Origin of the sequence: Enterococcus termitis, from assembly GCF_001730305.1 — a bacterium.
Classification (GTDB): Bacteria; Bacillota; Bacilli; order Lactobacillales; family Enterococcaceae; genus Enterococcus_L; species Enterococcus_L termitis.
Genome location: NZ_MIJY01000002.1, coordinates 20,819 through 40,758, shown reverse-complemented (window position 1 = coordinate 40,758; position 19,940 = coordinate 20,819). Strand labels below are relative to the sequence as shown.

The following is a 19,940-nucleotide window of genomic DNA, read 5'->3' as shown; positions in this document are numbered from 1 at the left end:
ATAGAATCAAATAGAGCAGGTCGTTTCAATGGTAGTAATAGTTTCTGTCAATGTGTGCAGTGCGTTTTCATCTGTCAAATCCACTTGAAACTGGTACGTTTTAATTCCGATTTCTCTCAATGTTTTTTGGGCTCGTCTATATTTTTCTTCAGAATAATCATTCGGTTCGTAAGTAATGATTCCCAGTACTGGAATCCTGAAAACTTGAGCAAAATTGGGTGGATAGCTTTTTTTCATACGTTTTATCGGCAAAAGAAAGACTGCTTGGCTTGCTTCTTGTTGTAACGCGATAATATGCTTGTGCATCCAAGGGCTTTCTAAGTAAGGGCCTGGAACAATGATTGTTTTTTTAGTGTAATGAAGGCTAGCCACTTTGCGGATTGGCTGTTCTGTTTGTTCAACTGCTTGCGCAATCCGCTGACTACCACTTCCAATAGGTCCTACGATCAACAATCGCTTATTCATGTTCTAGTTACCTGAACAACTTCATAATCCAACTGTTCTTTTAAGATTCTGACCACAGCTCCTAAGGCTACTTCAACACTTTGAACATCACCCGTCAGTAAAACGGAACCAGTAAAACGATCAAGAAAGCCTACAGCTACATCTGCACTTTTCCCAGCAATATCTGCTGCAATGATCGCTGTCTCAAAAGGAGAAATCGTTAAAATCCCAATTGCTCCTGTTTCTTCAACCCCTAGCGACTCATACACTTCAGCAATGGGTGATGCGATCACATGGGCTAACGTCACCTGCTTGCCGGGAACCGATTCTTCTATGACCCGCTGTGCATTACTTTCCAACATCAGACCGCTTCCTTTCTCGTTTTTCTCTTATTAATGACGTACAACCTTTACAGGAAAATCATATTCCTTGATCCAGCCTTCGATTCGATCTAGCTCAGGATCTGACAATGACGGATCGCCATCTACAGGATACTCCATACCAAGCTGACCATATTTGTTAACGCCTAATTTATGATAAGGTAATAAATCGATTCCATGAAAATTAGGATACTCTTTGTACGGTAATAAAAACTCGATGATCGCTTGAATTTCTTTTTGGCTGTCGTTGATCATTTTTAACATCGGCATCCGGATCTGTACGGCATGACCTTGCTCTAAAACCTCTTTTAAATTTGCCAAGATCTTTTCATTACTGATCCCTGTCAATTCATTGTGTCGAACAGGATCCATATGTTTTAAATCAAACAAGAATAAATCAACATAATCAGCAATTTTAAGCAGCCGTTCCATTCTTGAATGTCCGCAGGTTTCGATTGCGGTATTGATTCCATCTGCTTTACACGCCTGTAATAATGCAAGTGCAGCTTCTGGTTGAGCTGTACACTCACCACCGCTAAGCGTCACACCGCCTCCTGACTGTTCATAAAATTCATCATCTTCATGAACAATTTCCATTACTTCTGAAATAGACTTGATCTCACCAGTAATATTCAAGGCCGCCATCGGACATACGTCTGAACAGGCACGACAACCTGTACAGGCGATGTCACGATTGACCTGATGATTTCCATTTTCATCCATATAATGAATCCCCACTGGACACACGTCTACACAGGCTCGACAGTCACTACAGACACTTTCCTTATACATGACTTCGAACTTTCTTTCTAGACCTTCTGGATTCGCGCACCACTGACAACGCAAAGGACAGCCTTTGAAAAAAACGATCGTTCGAATCCCTGGTCCATCGTATAAGCTATATTTTTGTACATTAAAGATCATGACCTGTCTTTCAATTGTCTCCGTGCTTGGGTTATTCATTTTTTTCATCCTCCAGTGTTAAAACTTAGTTAACATTGTTCGGCTGATAATTTCATCTTGCACATCTTGACATAATTCAACGAAGAAGGCACTGTAGCCTGCCACTCGAACAATCAAATCACGATATTCTTCTGGATGTTTTTGCGCTTCCAACAATGTTTCGTTATCTAAATAGTTAAACTGCATTTCGCCATTCCCTAAAACACTGGCTGTTTTCAGTAAGGTAATCAAGCTTTCTTCACCTTCTGGGGTACTTAACAAACCAGACATGATCTTGAAGTTATGCACCATACCCATGTTCATCGTGTCATTGGCCATTTTAGAGATCGATTTGATGATCGCTGTCGGTCCTTTAAAGTCGGCTCCCTGTGTTGGACTGATACCATCTGATAGCGGAATCCAAGCCTTACGTCCATTAGCAGATGCACCCGTCATTTGACCTAACGGCGTATTATTTGAAATGGATAAGGTACCATGACATAACTCTGAATATAGCGTTTTGTATTGACGATGCTCCGCTTCAGTAAAGTGGATCAAATCAGCTGCAATCAGATCGGCATAATCGTCATCGTTGCCGTATTTAGGTGCATTTAAACAATCTGTACGAATCTGTTCATATCCAACAAAGTCAGCTTTTAATGCACGATTCAATTCTTCTAAGGTGTATTTTTTCTCATCGTAAACCAGTTTTTTGATCGCTGCCATCGAATCCGCATAAGTAGCTAAACCAGACCAGACAACGCCCGGACCAAAGTTATACATCGCACCGCCACTAGACACATCTTTTCCACTTTCCATACAGCCTTCATACATTAAAGACATCAATGGTTTCGGTGCTAAATCACGATGAACTCTTTGTGTGATCACAGTTGCGACTGATGACCATTTCGTAATGTATTTGATTTGTTCTTTGACTGCTTGTTCAAATTGTTCGTAGGTATTAAAACTGGTTAAATCGCCCATATCCGGACAAACTTTTTTCCCATACCATAAAGGCACACCTTTGTTTAAAACCAATTCAATACAGATTGGCCACTGTGTATAAGCCGTTGATGTCCATTGATATAGTCGACCAGATTTTTGTGGCTCCACACAGCCCATCAAACAATAATCACGGGCATCTTCGATTGAAACGCCTTTGGCCAGCATCATTTTGATATGGGTATCGTCAAAGTGACACGCAGGAAAGCCGATTCCAGCACGAACGACATCAACGATTTTCTTCAAGTATTCTCTAGGAGAACGATTATGAATACGACAAGCAAGAGACGGCTGATAGACTTTTACATGACGAACGGCCTCCATCAATAGATAGGTCAAATCATTCGTCGCATCGCGTCCTTCACGAGTAACCCCACCCACACACATATTGACAAAAGGTTGGTAGCCCGCGAAGAATTTTGAACCGCCTTCACTTGTGATCCACATCATTTCAGACATCTTGATCAGCATACAGCCAGCTAATTCAAAAGCTTCGTATTCATTCATTTTTCCTGTTGCTAAATCATTTTGGAAAAATGGGTACATGTATTGATCCACACGGCCGATCGACATCCCTGTCTGATTTTCTTCAACAACAAGTAATGATTCAATCGTCCAAACAGCTTGGATTGCTTCCCAAAATGTTTCTGGTTTATGAGCAGGAACTTTTGCATTGACTTCGGAAATTTTCAGTAATTCCGCTTTGCGTTTTGGATTCGTTTCTCTTTGAGCTAACTGAGCCGCATATTCTGACATTCTACGAGCGTAGATCATCACACCTTCTGCTGTATCGATGATCGATTTGTAGAAATAGATTTTTTCAATATCATCAGGATTTTTATAATCCATTTTTTCAAGTTGTTCCTGTGCCTCTTTTTGAATATCCAGCATGCCCTTTTTCATTAGAATAACGTCATAGCCTGGATTAGAGTCACCGCCGCCATTTAATTGATGATACGAACAATCGGAAACAAAGGATTCACCTGATAATTCCCAAACCCCCGCTTCACGAAATTGATCTTCACAGTATTCGTCAATCGATTTTCCTTTCCAGAATGGGAATAATTCTTCACGCATAATCTTTTTATCTTCATCTGAAATGAAAAATGGATCTTGCGGACGGTCAGATATCGTATCGATTTCCTCTTCCATCCAACGCCAAGCAATATCCGGAGAAAAAGAACCAGCACGAGGTGCGCCATTAGGAGCGCCTACGATCAATTCATTATCCTGAATAACCAAAGGTGCCGTTTCACAGCAACGCTTGAATGACTTAGCTCTTAATACATTTTTAGGCATACCAGGGTTTTCTTTCGCAATTTCTGTAATTACTCTTGCTCTATGCGTAGTAATCGTCGGTACTTGTTTTAAGTAGTTTTCTTTTAGTGCTTCTAAACGTGGGGTGATTCCTGATGGAACGCTAGTCTGTCCATCTGTCGCAAAGCCGCCGCTGGTCGAATTAGTTGTATTTAAGTCATCTGAAACGGTCGCAAACATTTTCATTAAAGCTGTTTGTTCTTCTGGACTTAATTCTTTGGTTGCTTCAGCCAATTTTGCTGAAAACTCTTTAATATCCATCTTGTTCCCTCTCTTCACAACAATTTATTTTTCCAATATTTTTCTTAATACTTTTTCTAGTAATGCTTTATCTACCTTTTCCAATGATGAGATTTCATTTACAGGATAGCTGATTTGTCGCACATAGGTTAAATCTGCAGCAGTAATATTTTTCGCACTGATTCCTCTTCCGGTAGTAAAACCACCCAAGATCATTGATAATGGCAGATTAGAATTCAGCCCTAAACTTGCTAATCCCGCTGGTGCATTAACAATCATACGTCCGACTGGTTTTTTCAAAGCGAATTCGCTGAGGACTGCAGCGTTTTGAGAATGCATCGCTAAAGTATGTCCATTATTTTTTTCTTTCAATAATCGAATGGATTTTTCACACGCATGAACCCAATCTGGTTCTAGATAAAAAGCCAGCACAGGACATTTCATTTCGTTTGCAAACGGATCTTCTTCATAAAGATACTGTTGTTCAGAAACTAATACTTTCGTATCTGATGCTACTGAAAAACCAGCCATCTGTGCGAGGTAAACCGCATGTTTCCCTATACAGGCTACATTGATTTGATTATCTTTCGGTTGCAGCACATCTAGAAGTTTTTGTTCTTCTTCTTTCGATAAAAAGTGTGCACCCGATTGCTGCATCACCGCTTTTACTTCTGCTGCGATTACATGTTCTGCAATCAAGTACTGTTCTGCTCCTGGAAGTAAGCCGCAGTCAAATGAGCGGCTTTGAATAATTGCTTCAACAGCAGGTTTGATCGGTGCCGAACGTTCGATGAAGACCGGTGTTGCACCCGAACTGCCATAAATAATTGGTTTTTGGTTGATGGTTGCGTTATTATATTTTGAATTTCCAATTACTAAGATCATGGCAGTATCCGGATGAGTCAACACTTCTTTTATTCCATACTCTGTTACATGTTCTACACAGTTTAAGCAACCTTTGGGTAAGCCTTTTGCTTCACAAATTTGCTTGACCTTTTTTACGACCTGACATGTGGTCTTAAGCGCTTTGGGATTTGGGATAGCTAAAATAGCATTACCAGATTTGATACCGATCACTAAGCTATATAACGTTGTTAAGACAACATTTTCACACGGCAGAATGACTGGTATTACTCCTAGCGGTACACCTACTTGTAAAATATTCCCCGCAGAATCTTTTACTAAGTCCCCAATGCATTGCTGATTAGATATGTCCTTAGCCAGCTCCGTTAAAAATTGATTGAGCAATGACCGCTTATCTTCTTCACAGCCCCGTTTTGTTTCAGCCATTTCAATTTCTACAAAATGATGAAGCTCAGGTTTGATTTGTTCCAATAAATGATCGATTATTTGATCCAAATGCTTTTGTCCGTAATCTTGAACTAGATACTGTGCATCCCTTGCTGTCTCTACTAAAATCCGTGCTTCCTGGATCGATAACAAATCTTTATCTACATGCTGCATCTAAACTGCATCTCCCTCCTCTTCAGATAAAAGACTATTTAACTGATAGCAGTTAATCATTTTATTTAGATCGATATGTGGTCCGGCAATAACTACCGAACTATAAACCTCGGCTCCTAAGTTTTCTACAGCCTTAATTCCAGCTTCTACCGCTGATTGACAAGCAACTACATCCCCTTGAACGATCACTGAAATATAACCAGATGCTACATTTTCATAACCAACTAATTCAACGTCCGCCGCTTTACACATCGCATCACAAGCTTCTAATACAAACACTAAACCAAATGTTTCAATAGCTCCAATTGCTTCAAAGGTTTTCATTTGTTTCCCCCTTATTTACACATCTATTGCATGGACAGAAACAATGTCCCCAACAGATGGAATCGGTCTTGGCATAACATTTTGTGCAGTCAACGTACCAATTGCCTCCGCCGCCCTAGCACCAGCAGCTACAGAAGCTTCAACTGCCGCCACATCTCCTTTGACCATGATCGTGACTAATGTAGAACCAATATTTTCATAAGAAACCAGCTCAACATCCGCTGCCTTCAACATCTCATCACAAGCTTTCAACGCAGGAACCAGACCAACCGTCTCAATAAGTCCCAACGCTTCCTCACCACGATAAACCAAATACAATCCCCCATTTCTAATATAAAAGCTGAGTGGGCTTGCCAGACTCGAATGAAAAATAGGAAAATTTGACTGTGACGCTCTTTGTCACATGCAGATTTTATCTTTTTTCCGAGAGTTTAGCCCACGAAGCTAGACATTATAAAAGCTGAGCGGGCTTGCCAAACTCGAATGAAAAATAGGAAAATTTGACTGTGACGCTTTTTGTCACATGCAGATTTTATCTTTTTTCCGAGAGTTTAGCCCACGAAGCTAGACATTATAAAAGCTGAGCGAGCTTGCAAGACTCAAACGAAAAATAGGAAAATTTGACTGTGACGCTTTTTGTCACACGCAGATTTTATCTTTTTTCCGAGAGTTTAGCCCACGAAGCTAGACATTATAAAAGCTGAGTGGGCTTGCCAAACTCGAACGAAAAATAGGAAAATTTGACTGTGACGCTTTTTATCACATGCAGATTTTATCTTTTTTCCGAGAGTTTAGCCCACGAAGCTAGACATTATAAAAGCTGAATCTACGCTAATCGATATGCTTGATCTACATACTTCTCAACTGTCGATCGACCTTCATCTGTAATCTTATAGGACATAACTAGTTCCTCTTGCTCGTCTAAGCAATAGTTTGTCAGTTCTACCAAGCCATTAGCTTCCAAAGCCATTAGATGTTCTAAATATAATTTTTCGTTAAATTGCTTTTCATTCCCATATTGGGGTTTTAATTCTTCCATGATTTTCTTAACATCCAATTCACGCTGATCATACATTTGATTCAAAACAGCAGTTCGACTAGGTAAAAGCATTTACGCTTCCCCCTTTCTAAAGAAGTCTAGAGGATTCATCGTCACTAAAATCGCACCGATCACAATAACGATTGAACCAATCACCATCGTTGGGGTAAGTGTTTGACCTAGGAAGATCACACTAAAGATTACGCCCCAAAAGGCATACGTTACATTTAGAGACATTCCTACAGCTGTCCCTACCATTGCGTTCGCCTTATACCAAGTTAAGAAAGAAATCCCAGCACTTAACCCAGAAAGTAGCAACCACATAACTGGTGTACCAGCAGCTAATGTCTTAAACAGCAAGCCTACACCGCCAACAAATGGTAAGACTAAAATCATCACAAATAATCCTGAAACCAATTCACGTAAATTTACAGCTACATCTGTATCAATCATTGCCCCACCAAAACTTGAAAAGACACCTTCCAAGCCCCAAGAAACAGCTGCAACTAACGCACAGATAATTCCTAACGTAAAGTTCGGTGCGCCTTCTGGTTTAACCAAATTAATTACAATTGCACCCATCACACAAACAACCATTCCTAAAACGATTCGATCAGTCGGCTTTTGTTTTAAGAAAATCCAAGAGAATAACGCACCAAACAGACTACAAGTAGCTGAAATGGGGATCGCGTATGCTCCAGCCATCGCCAGTCCCACAAGATAAGCACCATTGGCGATCGGGCCACCTAATAAAAAGCCAATCACAAGCATTTTCCCTGGTTTAGTTTTGACCATTCGAATGATCTCTTTTAAGCGTCCGTGTTTTGCGTTATAAAACAAAAGAAAAATACCAGCAAAAAAATCATTTAAACCTGAACAAACAAACGGAGCTGCTAAAAAACCTGCCGCACTAATCAACGGATCATACCCGCTGGCAACTACAACTAAAGTAGAGTAAATGCCGTAAGTTATACCGGAAACCAAACCATTCGTAATTCCCTTGACCTGAAATCCTTTACTTACCTCTTTCATTTTTAGATCTGCGCTTGTATTTGCACCCAGAATACTTTTTTCACTATTCATTGACGTTTCCCCTAACTATTTATTTTGCTTTATTCGCAGGTAAAATGTTTTCTACTTCTCCATGTGGACGTGGAATGACATGAACAGACAACAATTCACCTACACGTTCAGCAGCACTCGCTCCAGCATCTGTAGCAGCTTTTACAGCACCCACGTCGCCTCGTACCATTACAGTAACAATGCCTCCGCCGACAAATTCTTTTCCAACAAGTGAAACATTTGCAGCCTTGACCATTGCATCTGCTGCTTCAATGGAGCCAATTAATCCTTTGGTTTCTACCATTCCTAATGCATCATATTTCATATTTGTTTCCTCCTAAAATAATTACCGTAAAACGGTTTCATTCCTTACTATCACTTACTTTACAGGCTTACCTTAAGGGAGTAGTCAAGTTGATTTTTTTTTTGAAACACAAATCTTATCTGTTAATACAGCACCTTCTTCTCAATTATTCTCAATAAATGAGAATCAACTTCTGTTATAGTACGGAAAAACTAATAATAGTCGTGTTTTATAACAACTAAAAAATTAGATTGATTTTACTTATTGAAAAGAATCAGTTTTTTCTGTTGATACAGAACTTGTTGTTTTTTTCACATGATAAAATGAAGATTTTTTTCCTTTTGCTCATAAATTCACGTTCGTCAGAAAAACTCTGAATATAATATAACAGATATATTCAAAAAAACACTTTTAAATATTGCATCTATCTTTTATTTAATAACAAAAAATAAAAGGTTACCCTTAAGGGTAACCTTTACATAAAACACTAAAAACGACTGGTATGTAACTATATAAGTTACATACCAGTCATTCGGAATCCGAATAAACGGTGAGCGCAAGAGCAACCACTGCAATCGCATCAACTTCTAAGAGCTAACACAGCGAAGTACGAGCGTATGGTTACTCAGTACCAGCACCTACTTAATCCTTTGGACTATGCAATTGTCCCAACTTCTCTAAATAAGTTTCTATACTATTGTTTATTTTTTTCAGCAGGAATCAATAATTCAATCACAAAATTATTAACATTCATCGTCGACCAATAATCGATCACGTAGCGTTCATACACCTCATCTGAGCATCGATACTCATGCTCATCAGCCCATAACAACATTTTTTTATACTGCTGACAGATATTAGCCGGATCACCTAAATAGTAACTGGATAGAAACATCTGACCACCAAAAAAAGTCGTTGGCATCTCAGCGTTCATGATACTGACTGGCTTTTGCATCACATTCATTTTACGAGATTTACACAACATTTTTTCCTCGCAGTTTTCAAAATGAAGAATCACAGGACCGGTGATCTCACACTCCTGTTCTTCTAAATAATTGACCCACGGAATATTGATGACAGCATCCATATAATCATAACAAAAATCCTGTTCCATAAATACATAGGCTTCTCGATCCAAATATTTTACATTCACATTTTGCAACTGATTTTCGATTGCAATAGACCCTTCTCGCAATAACCCAATCCAATCTGAAACAGCTGTATAACTGTTACGAATACGTTGTTCTTCTCGTTTTAATTCAGACAGCTTTGCTAAAAAGTTCGTCTCCTGATAAAAATAGTCCCCAGTATTTTGCACGTTTCCCATTTCTTGCAACTTAAATCCCATTTGCTTGTAATACTTAATCACAGGTATCAAATTCATCGTTTGTTCCGTATAGTAACGATACCCATTCTCTTCACTGACATGATCCGGCGTCACTAAACCTAATTGTTCATAGAAACGCAATGTTTTGCGGGAAACATTGCAAATCTTTGCAACCTCACCAATCGAGTACATTTGATTTACATTGATACAGTTTTCCATTTTATTCATTTGCATATCTCCAATTAACGCAACCCCTTACATTATTAATAATACAACAAACTTTGTCAAGAGGGAGAAGAAAATAAGTAACATAGCCTATAATGAACTCTTTTACTTACAAAAAAATAGCACAAAACAAAACGAAAAATTTCTCTTGTTTTATTTTGCGCTCAAAATCCGAATCAACAATGGGAAAAAGACATGCTACACTTTATTTTGATTACATCGATCACTTTGTATCAATGATACCAAGAATTGAATCGTCTGTAATTTTGACATTTTCGTGAATTTTCTCTTATTTCTCAACGTCGATTATGGTTGTTTCAGTTTCATGTTTGCTTAAATTTTCTTCGAACCACTCTGCTACAACGTCCATCATTTCACCCTTAACAAGATGCCCTTCATCTTTTCCAGTGATAAAACGACTATGCTTGGCGTATTCTTCTGAAGAGATTTTTTCATAAAAATCAGCCATGTCTTCATAGGGGATTTTAGGATCTTTTGTTCCATGCCAAAACAGCACTGGACGCTCTGCTAATTTTTCAGGAACCTTAGATAAATCATAATAGTTTACCCAGCTTTGCAGCAAAGGCAAATCTTTTGGTACAAAATAATCCATTTCTTCTGCTCGTTCCATTACTCGTTCAATGTAACGCAATGGAGCCGGTGTTCCCATCATACAAGCTGCAACACTGATTTCAGGATGCTGTGTCAATAAGGCACACGTGGTTATTCCTCCCATTGAAACACCACCTACACCAATTTTTCCAGCTTCAATTAATTCAAGTTTCTCAAAATGACGAACTAATTGCGAAAACTCAATAATATTATATTGAATACTGGACCAAAACGTTACTGAAGGAATCGGTGACACTGGACCAGTTTTACGCTCGCCATGATTCATCGCATCCGGTAAGATCACTCGGATTCCTTTTCTTGCCAGCTTTCTTGCTTGAGTCAATGACAATTCTTTTGCTGACTGCCAACCATGATAATACACAACAAAAGGCAATGCTTTGTTTTTATTTTCTTCTGAAACAACTTCCAATACTGGAATTTTTTTAATATAACGATGTCGAATACTGATTTTCACATTATTCACTCCTTAACCTATTCATCTGTGAAACTGCTTTTTACGCAGCTTCTTTCTCCTTCTTCTTTTTAGAATAACCCTTAAACGCAATAATATCAAAATTACTGCAATCGTCCCCAACGTTCTCCGTATAATCACCAAAACGAGCTGCTTGAACTTGGGTTTACTTTTCATCGTTTTATGACTGTTCTCTATTTCCTTTAACGTTTCAGGAGCAATCTGATATGTCACCTGTCCTTGCTTTTGAATATCATAGGCATTCGCATAATTTCCAAGCCCATCACTTCCTCTAAGATACATCTTGCCCAACTGCCCATTTCGATTCAGGTCAATCGTGAACGTTCCATTCTTAGCTACAATTGCTTCTTGGTAATGATACTCTTCATTATCTGTATAAAAAAGTTCAACTTGATATGTATTTTTTGAAGCAAACATTTTCATTTTGCCTGTTATCCGAGCATGTTCTTCATCAAAATTAATCTCAGAAAAAAATGCGGTCGGTCGATCGCTACTGACCATATAGGGTACATTTTTATAATGGTAAACAACGTTTTCTTCTGAAGTAAAACACAAATCTGTCGTAAAAATGCCGGTTTTATTTGTTTTTACTGGATTTTTTTCGTAATAGATATCCTTAATTTTAACTTTATCGCGATAATAAATCGTTTCAATAAAGCCAGTATAAACATTCGCAGGACCATTTAATACAAAACTTGCAAAATATTGATACGGTTGCTTTTTGAAAGGAAAAGTTAAATATATCTTGTCTTTTCTCTTCTTAATAACGGTTGTTTTCCCGTTCAATACCTTTTTTTTAGCATAACGACTGGATAAATCATTTGAAAAATCAAAGCTGCTTTCTATAAAAGACAGATCTACATCCTTAGCATAATAATTACTAGGAAAGAACAAAATAAATAAGCCTATAATCACTATTACTTTTTTCATTAAAACTCCTCCAACACCTTTGTACCAACATTTTCGAGTGAAAATATTACTTCATAAAAGAGCTAAAATTTTTCTATACTCATTTATAAAATAACAAATATTCCTCTTTACTAAAGTATAAAGAATTTTCAGCGTAAAGCAATCTAAAATGACTATTTTATTTATATTCTACGATAATTGAAAACATTAGCTGGCAAATGTGGATTTGAGCAAGCCTTTTTTTAACAACGATTCTTATAACAAAAAAACCACAAAAAACGAAGCCGCATTTTGTGGTTTCTAGCCTAATTTAACTATGTTGAACACTTAAGACTGACGACTTTTTCTGAAACAGTCCATTTACTATTAACGTCCTATTCAGCCAACATCAAGATCACAACGTATAAATACTTTTCAATTTTTCTATGATTATTAATCGATATCGTCTACATCTTTCCAGTATGTTTTTGTTTGTGAATGAACTTTTACGGTATATACCTCGAACGAGAGAACAACTGGATTTTCATGGTTTAGCTGCTTTTGATATGTATTTAATCGATCCTTGATCAATTTGAATTCCTCGATGTCTTCCACACTAAAAATGCCTTTCAACAGCAAACTTTCATGCCGATCTTCATCGTAACAACACACATTTCCCTTTTTGTTATGTAGAATGTTCTCCACGGTCTGACCATTTCCGTCTACAAAAAATTTTAAATTATAAAAACTTGCTCTGATAATTGGTTTTGATACAACGATCGTGTTAGGAAATCCGTTTCGATCATTGGTTGATAGTAAAAATGACTCGCAGGTTGATAGTAATTCTTTTGCGTGTTCAATTATATTATTATCCATACGTATCTCCTTTATAGACTTTTCTAAAATATATCACGAAACAGCATTTAGAAATAGTAATATGAAACAAAAAAGAATAAAAGCATTGAAAAAATACCCTTTATCTAAAAAATATCATTGGAACTCCTACAAATTCAGCTAGAGTATTCCTGCTAAACGATTTCATTGATAACAGGTATATATGGTACAATATATTTATTACTAATTTATGAGGTGATCCATTTGGGTATTGTTATCTTATTTTTTTCTATCGTTATTTATCCGACGACAGTTTCACTATCAGTTGCTTTTTTTACTGGTTTTACATTCTTATTACGCACAGTATTAAACATGAAACGTAACGTTTTTATTTTCAGTATAATCATTGCTTCAATAATAGGTATATATCTAGGGATTAGGTCAGGTAATCATTACCTGCGACTATTTTTAGGCGATTATATTTGGTGGTAGATCATTTTAGTTAGATATTTTTTCTGCTGATTTTGATGATACAATCATTAAATTTAATTTAATGATAGCGATCAAACATTGTCACGGCTAGTCCAAATATTGCTAATACGTTGAATTTCTTCTAGATAAAATTTCTTATGTCCGTCTCTCTCCATCGCAATGAAACTGTGGTTATTTTTACTTATTTCATCATCAAATAAACTGATCAATGCCTGAATCCTTTCAATTACTATAGGGAAAAAGTCGGTATCCTTTGTATAATTATATGCTTTAAGAAATAGTTTAATTAGCTCTTGATACTCACTTTCTCTATTTTTATCAATCAAAATAAATCTATATAAAGCATATGCAATATCCCATTCTCTTGGTGCAGGACAAATTGTATCAAAATCAATAATTCCAATGGCTTCAAAATTTTCAAAAGTTAAATTGTATGGCGCAAAATCATTATGACAAATAACATCTATCTCAAGAGATCCATTATAGCTAAGGAAATACTTGTCTTCTTCTAAAATCAGAAAATTTTCTGTAGCTTTATGGAATGTTGCTAAAAGTTGAGCAGCACTATTGATCATAACTACCTTCTCTTCAAATGGAATACTGTCAATATTAATGTGAATGCTGTTTCCTTTTACATAAGATAAATGTATTTTGTCAGCTGTTTCTCCCAAGTATCTAGGCATATTCAAATTGTAACGTTCCATGTAATTTAGGAATCGCTTCATGGTTTGACTATTATAGGGTTTAGACTTATAAATAGTGTTTCCTTTTTTAGTTATTGTCGACATGTTCCCTTTTTCAAAATCATTCAACAGTATGTCCCCTTTCATTGGCACTAGAAAACAGAATATCTCCTTATCTATTCTAACAGACTATTTTAAGGAAGTGTTGCACTTCAACAGATAATTCTAGTTCATTCAGCACATATTTAGCTGAAAAAGAAGTCGTTGAATATTTTTTAAAGTGTTGAAGAGGAATGCTTACGGATTTCGTAATTTTTACAATTTCAAGTTGAGAATTTCTTTATGTTTTGGCTCGATTCTTTTTTAAGTAAACAGAAAAACCTAGAAGAAGTTTCCTCTAGGAATCAAACAAATCGATTTAATTCTTTGGATTTTCTTCACCAACATTCGTTGACAAAGAGCTATTTAATCTACTTTCGGCATCTGAAAAAACTTTTAATCTTTCTCTTTTCCCAATAACGATAATTTGCATAATCTCAACTTCATCACTATTTTCTACAGGACGAAAAACAATTCTTAAACCATGTTTTCGATTTTTTATTTTTCTACATCCTTGTAACTCACCTTTTAACGGTGCACCAGCAAGTTTTCCTTGTTCTCTGATTTTGTTCAACCCTTTATCAATTATTTTCCTTTGAGAACCATCTAATTTTTTATAGTCCTCTTTTGCTTCCTCAAAATACTGTAAGGTATACATCCACAAAAGACCTTTCTGCTATTCCCAATCATCATCGAAAGAAGCAAAACTTTCTACATCAGCACTTTCTCCACGTACTTCAACATCACTGTACATTTTTTTGTTAGTTAACAATCGGTTTTTTACTTCCAAATCAAGTATTTGTTCTTCTAAATCCTCTTTTTCTAAAAGCAACCTTTTGTACTGTTCACTACTTAAAATTACACCAACATCCTTATTGTGATTCAAAATATAAACGCCTGTGCCTGTTGTTCTTGCTTGTTCAATAATTTCCATAGGAGCCTTTTTTAGTTCAGAAATTGAACGAATAGGTGTGTCTAAAATTTTCATGTTATCGTCTCCTAATTTCCTTGCTTCTCTGCGCTTTTCTTCATTTTGCTTTTTTCTTTTTCGCTTTAATTCACTTTGCTCTTTTTCGCTTTTTTGCGCTTTTCTTATCTTCACTTTAGGTTATCAAATAGCAGTTTTGATTGTTCAATTCCTAAAGTTATTCTACTATAAAAATGTAAAGAGTTCAATAAAAAAGACTAAAAAAAGTTTTTAAAAAAACTTAATTGATTATTCTCTACATCATTTGAAACAATTTTTGTATTTCTATACACATAGAGATCAACTACACCTACCCCCCCCCAAGAAAGGATAGTATTCTCAAGCCTTTTCATTCATATTCGGTAATGAATATTTTTCTTCTACTATTTCCTTTGTCAAACTGGAATAAGTCCTAAAGAAATCCTTAGTAGACTTGATCGTTTAGGTATCTCTATAACTTGGGACACTTATACTCATTTAACTAAACAGATGGAGAAATCTACCATTGATAAATTGATTCGGTATATAGAAAATTAACTAATCTACATCAACAATTTTTACAGACAAAATAAAAACGCTCAATCCCTTATCTGACAAAGGATTGAGCGTATAATTTAAAACCTTATTTAGTTTCACTGTGTTTCTTTTCTGTAGTGTCATCCTCATTAAATGCACATCGTAATAGATAAAATTAAGTAGGTATAACTATTACTTTATCATCAAATATCATTAAATATTTTGCTAATGGCATTCACTAACATTCTCATTAGCGTGGGGCGCTATACGTAACTACTTAAGAACCCTTTTTCATATTTCCTCAGTTAGTTATAAGGCTAAACATAATCGTATATAAAAAGCCCCGAAAGGCTTTCATATTATTCCTATAAACATTATTCATTATTTTGAAGTTTCAAAATCTGGGGCTTGTGGGTCATGTTCTTTATCTCTGATTACATCAGGTAATACATCTGTATAGCTAGCAAGAACAGCTCCTTCAGGTAACGAATCAATCAATTGGTCATATTCTTCTTGTCCCATTGGTTCTACCTTTCCTTCTTCTCCAGCATAAATCTCTTCTGCAGGAGGCATCTCATCTACAATATTTTTTTCTGCTTTTACTTGAGGAGAAATAGAAGTTGATAAAAGAAAGATCATTCCAGCCGTAAAAATAAGAAAAAAACTAATAAATACTTTAAGTCTTGTTTTCATGTTCTAAATACCTACCTTCTTTTAAAAATTTTCCACTTAATAGCTTCCATACGCTTACTTTGTCCAGTAGTTCCCGACATAGGAGCACTCCATTCCGAGGTAGAAGAACTTACCCAATGTGTCCAGCCAATATCTTGTATATGGGTTTGATAACTAATACCATATCTGCTGCCAGAGATCATAACTCTAATAGCCTCTAAACATTTATTTTGCCCCGTAGTCCCAGCAGTCTTTCCCGAACCACGCCAATCTTGCCATCCTATATCTTGCACATGTCCTCTAGATAAAAAAACAGCATCAGCACGTTGCATTTGCATCATTCTGTACTCTTCATTTGAAACTAGTTCGCAATCTTCTGGAATAGAATCAAGTAGTTGATAATAGTCTTCATCAGCTAACCACTCGCCTTGTACAAGTACTTCAGCTTCTACTGGTTGTGAAAATAAGGTAAGTCCAGTAGTAAGCAAACACATTAAACCAAACAGCAACACTTTTTTATCAATAATTTAAATCTTTTTTCTTTTGGTAAAATAATTATACCATATAGTTCTTTTTACACAAAGAACAAAATAAATATAACTAAAAAAATAAGCCTACCTCAATAAAGAGATAGACTTTTTATTTTTAATACTTAACTTCTTTATTCTTTTTAAATAAGTTTTTCAGAGTTCTGTTATCTTCACGTTCTAAAAAATTGTCTGAAGCTGTTGGCTTACCTAGAATTAGTACTCATGGTTGGCGGCACTCGCACGCTTCTATGCTTTTAGAAGCTGGCGTTACTATGAAAGAAGCACAAGAACGTCTTGGGCATAGTTCTATAACTCAAACGATGGATACTTATACTCATTTAACTGAAAAAACTAAAAAAGAAACGGTTCAAAAACTAGTAAAGTTTGCTAATTTTTAGCTAATGGCATTCAAACTGGCATTCAAAACTATTTCTAGTCAAAATAAAAAAGCTAGAATCCTTATCATACAAGGGTTCTAGCTCATAAATAAACTTCTTATTTCGTTTCACGGTGTAAAGTAACTTTTCTTTCACGTGGGCAATATTTTTGTTTTTCCAAACGATCAGGATTGTTACGTTTATTTTTGCTTGTAAGGTAGTTACGTTCTTTACAAGAAGTACATTCTAATGTAATGTTTACGCGCATGTGTTTTCCCTCCTATATCTAATTTCGTCATTCTAAGATATTTCTTAGCCTCAAATATCATATCATGTTTACTCTTGAAATTCTACCCTTTTGGTAAAATTTGTAAAGGAAAACTACTTTACGAATTTTTTTCTGCTTTATACGCAGCATACTCATTTATAATGGCCGTTACCATTGATTGGTTTGGTCTGCTGCTTTCACTTGTCAAATGAGGTAAAATCACGCTTACAGCGATTTCTGGATCATTATAAGGTGCATAAGCCACAACGTTACTGTTCACCGTAACATGCTCACCCACATTTGTCTCTGCTGTCCCTGTTTTCGCTGCGATATCCAAGGCAGCTCCCTGCATGTAACGTCCAGTAGTGAAGGTTCCACTCCCATGAACGACATCATAAAATCCTTTTTGAATGATCTGCATTTGTTCTGGCGTGATATCAACCTTATTTAATTCTTTTGGTCCGATCGCTTCTTTTAATTTTCCGATTGAACCATCAGAATTATTTTCATAAATTCCTTCTACAACATGCGGTGCATAACGTGTGCCTCCATTCGCTACAGTGGAAGCGTATTGTGCTAGCTGCATTGCCGTATACGTATCATACTGTCCAAATGATAAATCGAGTAAGTGTCCCGGCATTGGAGCATACTCTGGATCATTGAATGCTTTGTTGGAAAGACCCGTTTCCTCGCCGGGCAAGTCGATTCCTGTTGAAACACCCATACCATATTCACCAAACGTTTTACGTAAGACTTCAAATAAAGTTGGGTCCCCAGTCTCATAAGGCAACTGCATATTGTATTGATAGTCCGTCTTCATCATTTTTAATACTAACTTCATCATATATGCATTGGACGAATATTCTAATGCTTGTTCTGCACTAAGCGGAATTTGATTTCCTACGATTTGATTGTTGAACACAGATGCTTTTTGCTTGCTTCCGTAGATTTGAATAGGTTCATCAATCAACACATCATTACCAGTAATCACACCTTGTTCATATCCAGCAGAAATCGTGGCTCCTTTAACGACCGAACCAGGTTCGAAAGCTTTGTTGATTGTCGCTAGCGGATTCGATGTTAGTTCATTTGTCTCTTGATCTCGATCCAATGCGACCATTGCCATCACAGCACCTGTCTTCGGATTCATCACTACAACATACGCACCATCTGAATACGCTGCATTTCCCGTTCCTAACAACTGTTGATATTGATCACGAACTACTGCTTCGATTCTTGCTTGAAAGTCCATATCGATCGTTAATTTTAAGTTCTCACCTTTTTCACCATCAGATATTGGCTTTTGGGTCACAATGTTTCCATTACTATCTAAAGTTACTTCTGAAATTGATTTTTTTCCTTGCAGAATATCTTCATATTGTTTTTCTAGATAACTAGTTCCAACACGATCGTTTAGCTCGTAGTCTTTGGCTAAGTAATCTTCTGCTTCCTCTGCAGGAAGTCCTGTTTTTTGAGAAGAAACCGTTCCTAAAATATTTTTAAGATCTGTGTCATGCGGATATTCCCGATCCCAGTCCATTCCTGTAGATACGCCAGCAATCTCTGAAGTATGCTCGCCAATAACCGCAATTTCTTCTTGTGTCACGCCTTCGTTTTTGATAAAAGCCGTGTTCAACTCTTGCACAGCGTTCATTCGTTTAAAAATCGTAGCAACCTGCATTGTTTGTTCATCAAAGTTGATTTCCTCTGGAGTCACTTTTTCTACTGTTTTGATATACAACGTACCTTCATCAGTGATTGCATTTCCTTTTTCATCAACTTTGTTTGCATCTGTTAATCGCTTTTGAGCAGCTTTTAGATTATCGGGCGTTGCCAACCAAAAATCTTTCTTATCTCGTTCGGTTAAGTCATCTGCAGGTACGTGGATCAGTTCATTCACTTTATAAGCGATATCAACCAAGTCTTTCGCCTGAACCTTTTTCCCACGAGTGTACGTAATCGCTAAATTGGATTTATTGCCGACAAGAACATTCCCCGCAGCATCATAAATTTGTCCTCGCGGAGCTCGGCTTTGGATTTTCAGCGTTGAGTTTTCATCGACTTTTTGCGCATACTCCTGTCCTTCTGCAATCTGCAAATACCCTAAACGCACGATCAATGCCACAAATAAACCAAATATGACAAAAAACAATAGGTTTAATCGAAATGGAATATGGGATTTTTTCATTCGTTGTGTATTTGGTTCTTCATTTTCTTTTTTTAATTTATCTAAAAAGCTCATTTTTTTCATTTATCCTAGTCCTTCCGTATCAGAAAAGTCTTGCCCCTCTATTGTAACGAAAAAATGCAAAAAAAAATAGAGGGAATCCTCTTCCTAAGCAAATATTTAATTTTTGAACGGTCTTCATATGAAAAAAGAGGGATACAAAAGAACATCCGCTTTTGTATTCCTCCTCAATTTTCTAATTAAATTATTTG

Annotated in this window: 22 protein-coding genes; 1 reads left to right on the top strand and 21 read right to left on the bottom strand. The window is 36.6% G+C overall.

The window, feature by feature from the left end; translation table 11 throughout:
* Positions 1–6 precede the first annotated feature (6 nt).
* The 19 genes from BCR25_RS03200 to BCR25_RS03110 form a co-directional block, all read right to left on the bottom strand.
* Positions 7–465 (bottom strand): EutP/PduV family microcompartment system protein, encoded by a 459-nt coding sequence (locus BCR25_RS03200; protein ID WP_069662175.1) that lies wholly within the window; start codon positions 463–465, stop codon positions 7–9.
* Positions 462–806: a BMC domain-containing protein gene (locus tag BCR25_RS03195; RefSeq protein ID WP_069662174.1), complete on the bottom strand. Its 345-nt coding sequence runs from the start codon at positions 804–806 to the stop codon at positions 462–464. Before BCR25_RS03195 ends, BCR25_RS03200 begins: the two co-directional genes overlap by 4 nt.
* A gap of 30 nt (positions 807–836) precedes the next feature.
* On the bottom strand, positions 837–1,787 hold the full coding sequence (gene cutD / locus BCR25_RS03190) for a choline TMA-lyase-activating enzyme (protein WP_069662173.1): 951 nt from the start codon (positions 1,785–1,787) through the stop codon (positions 837–839).
* An 18-nt stretch (positions 1,788–1,805) separates the two neighbouring features.
* Positions 1,806–4,346, bottom strand: a complete 2,541-nt coding sequence (cutC, locus tag BCR25_RS03185; protein WP_069662172.1) for a choline trimethylamine-lyase — start codon at positions 4,344–4,346, stop codon at positions 1,806–1,808.
* Between the two features lie 24 nt (positions 4,347–4,370).
* A complete protein-coding gene (locus BCR25_RS03180) occupies positions 4,371–5,789 on the bottom strand; it encodes an aldehyde dehydrogenase family protein (protein ID WP_069662171.1) in 1,419 nt (472 codons plus the stop codon).
* The gene (locus BCR25_RS03175) at positions 5,790–6,113 is read right to left on the bottom strand and encodes a BMC domain-containing protein (RefSeq protein ID WP_069662170.1); all 324 of its coding nucleotides are present in this window, start codon (positions 6,111–6,113) and stop codon (positions 5,790–5,792) included. It lies immediately after the preceding gene.
* Positions 6,114–6,128: 15 nt separating this feature from the next.
* Positions 6,129–6,425, bottom strand: a complete 297-nt coding sequence (locus tag BCR25_RS03170; RefSeq protein ID WP_069662169.1) for a BMC domain-containing protein — start codon at positions 6,423–6,425, stop codon at positions 6,129–6,131.
* Positions 6,426–6,939: 514 nt separating this feature from the next.
* Positions 6,940–7,224 carry a hypothetical protein gene (locus tag BCR25_RS03165; RefSeq protein WP_069662168.1) on the bottom strand — a complete coding sequence of 95 codons (285 nt, stop codon included), beginning with the start codon at positions 7,222–7,224 and terminating at the stop codon, positions 6,940–6,942.
* Entirely contained in the window at positions 7,225–8,235 is a 1,011-nt protein-coding gene (locus BCR25_RS03160) for a DMT family transporter (RefSeq protein ID WP_069662167.1), read from the bottom strand.
* A gap of 19 nt (positions 8,236–8,254) precedes the next feature.
* A complete protein-coding gene (locus tag BCR25_RS03155; RefSeq protein WP_069662166.1) occupies positions 8,255–8,539 on the bottom strand; it encodes a BMC domain-containing protein in 285 nt (94 codons plus the stop codon).
* A 673-nt stretch (positions 8,540–9,212) separates the two neighbouring features.
* Complete coding sequence (locus BCR25_RS03150; protein WP_083242575.1) at positions 9,213–10,073, bottom strand: MerR family transcriptional regulator; 861 nt, start codon at positions 10,071–10,073, stop codon at positions 9,213–9,215.
* 286 nt (positions 10,074–10,359) lie between these two features.
* Complete coding sequence (locus tag BCR25_RS03145; protein WP_069662165.1) at positions 10,360–11,157, bottom strand: alpha/beta fold hydrolase; 798 nt, start codon at positions 11,155–11,157, stop codon at positions 10,360–10,362.
* Between the two features lie 21 nt (positions 11,158–11,178).
* Positions 11,179–12,105, bottom strand: a complete 927-nt coding sequence (locus tag BCR25_RS03140; RefSeq protein ID WP_069662164.1) for a hypothetical protein — start codon at positions 12,103–12,105, stop codon at positions 11,179–11,181.
* Between the two features lie 411 nt (positions 12,106–12,516).
* The gene (locus BCR25_RS03135) at positions 12,517–12,939 is read right to left on the bottom strand and encodes a pyridoxamine 5'-phosphate oxidase family protein (RefSeq protein ID WP_069662163.1); all 423 of its coding nucleotides are present in this window, start codon (positions 12,937–12,939) and stop codon (positions 12,517–12,519) included.
* A 521-nt stretch (positions 12,940–13,460) separates the two neighbouring features.
* On the bottom strand, positions 13,461–14,201 hold the full coding sequence (locus BCR25_RS03130; RefSeq protein ID WP_169818980.1) for a phosphotransferase: 741 nt from the start codon (positions 14,199–14,201) through the stop codon (positions 13,461–13,463).
* Positions 14,202–14,490: 289 nt separating this feature from the next.
* Complete coding sequence (locus tag BCR25_RS03125) at positions 14,491–14,829, bottom strand: type II toxin-antitoxin system RelE family toxin (protein ID WP_069662161.1); 339 nt, start codon at positions 14,827–14,829, stop codon at positions 14,491–14,493.
* A gap of 18 nt (positions 14,830–14,847) precedes the next feature.
* Positions 14,848–15,159: a type II toxin-antitoxin system Phd/YefM family antitoxin gene (locus BCR25_RS03120; RefSeq protein ID WP_069662275.1), complete on the bottom strand. Its 312-nt coding sequence runs from the start codon at positions 15,157–15,159 to the stop codon at positions 14,848–14,850.
* Between the two features lie 876 nt (positions 15,160–16,035).
* On the bottom strand, positions 16,036–16,347 hold the full coding sequence (locus BCR25_RS03115) for a hypothetical protein (RefSeq protein WP_069662160.1): 312 nt from the start codon (positions 16,345–16,347) through the stop codon (positions 16,036–16,038).
* Between the two features lie 11 nt (positions 16,348–16,358).
* A complete protein-coding gene (locus BCR25_RS03110; RefSeq protein WP_139124510.1) occupies positions 16,359–16,835 on the bottom strand; it encodes a hypothetical protein in 477 nt (158 codons plus the stop codon).
* A gap of 206 nt (positions 16,836–17,041) precedes the next feature.
* Between BCR25_RS03110 and BCR25_RS19765 the strand changes: the two genes are divergently transcribed.
* A complete protein-coding gene (locus BCR25_RS19765) occupies positions 17,042–17,254 on the top strand; it encodes a tyrosine-type recombinase/integrase (protein ID WP_071879551.1) in 213 nt (70 codons plus the stop codon).
* A gap of 97 nt (positions 17,255–17,351) precedes the next feature.
* Here the strand turns inward: BCR25_RS19765 and rpmG are convergent, their stop codons facing one another.
* A complete protein-coding gene (rpmG, locus tag BCR25_RS03105) occupies positions 17,352–17,501 on the bottom strand; it encodes a 50S ribosomal protein L33 (protein WP_002296119.1) in 150 nt (49 codons plus the stop codon).
* A 118-nt stretch (positions 17,502–17,619) separates the two neighbouring features.
* Complete coding sequence (locus BCR25_RS03100) at positions 17,620–19,752, bottom strand: penicillin-binding transpeptidase domain-containing protein (RefSeq protein ID WP_069662158.1); 2,133 nt, start codon at positions 19,750–19,752, stop codon at positions 17,620–17,622.
* Between the last annotated feature and the right edge of the window lie 188 nt (positions 19,753–19,940).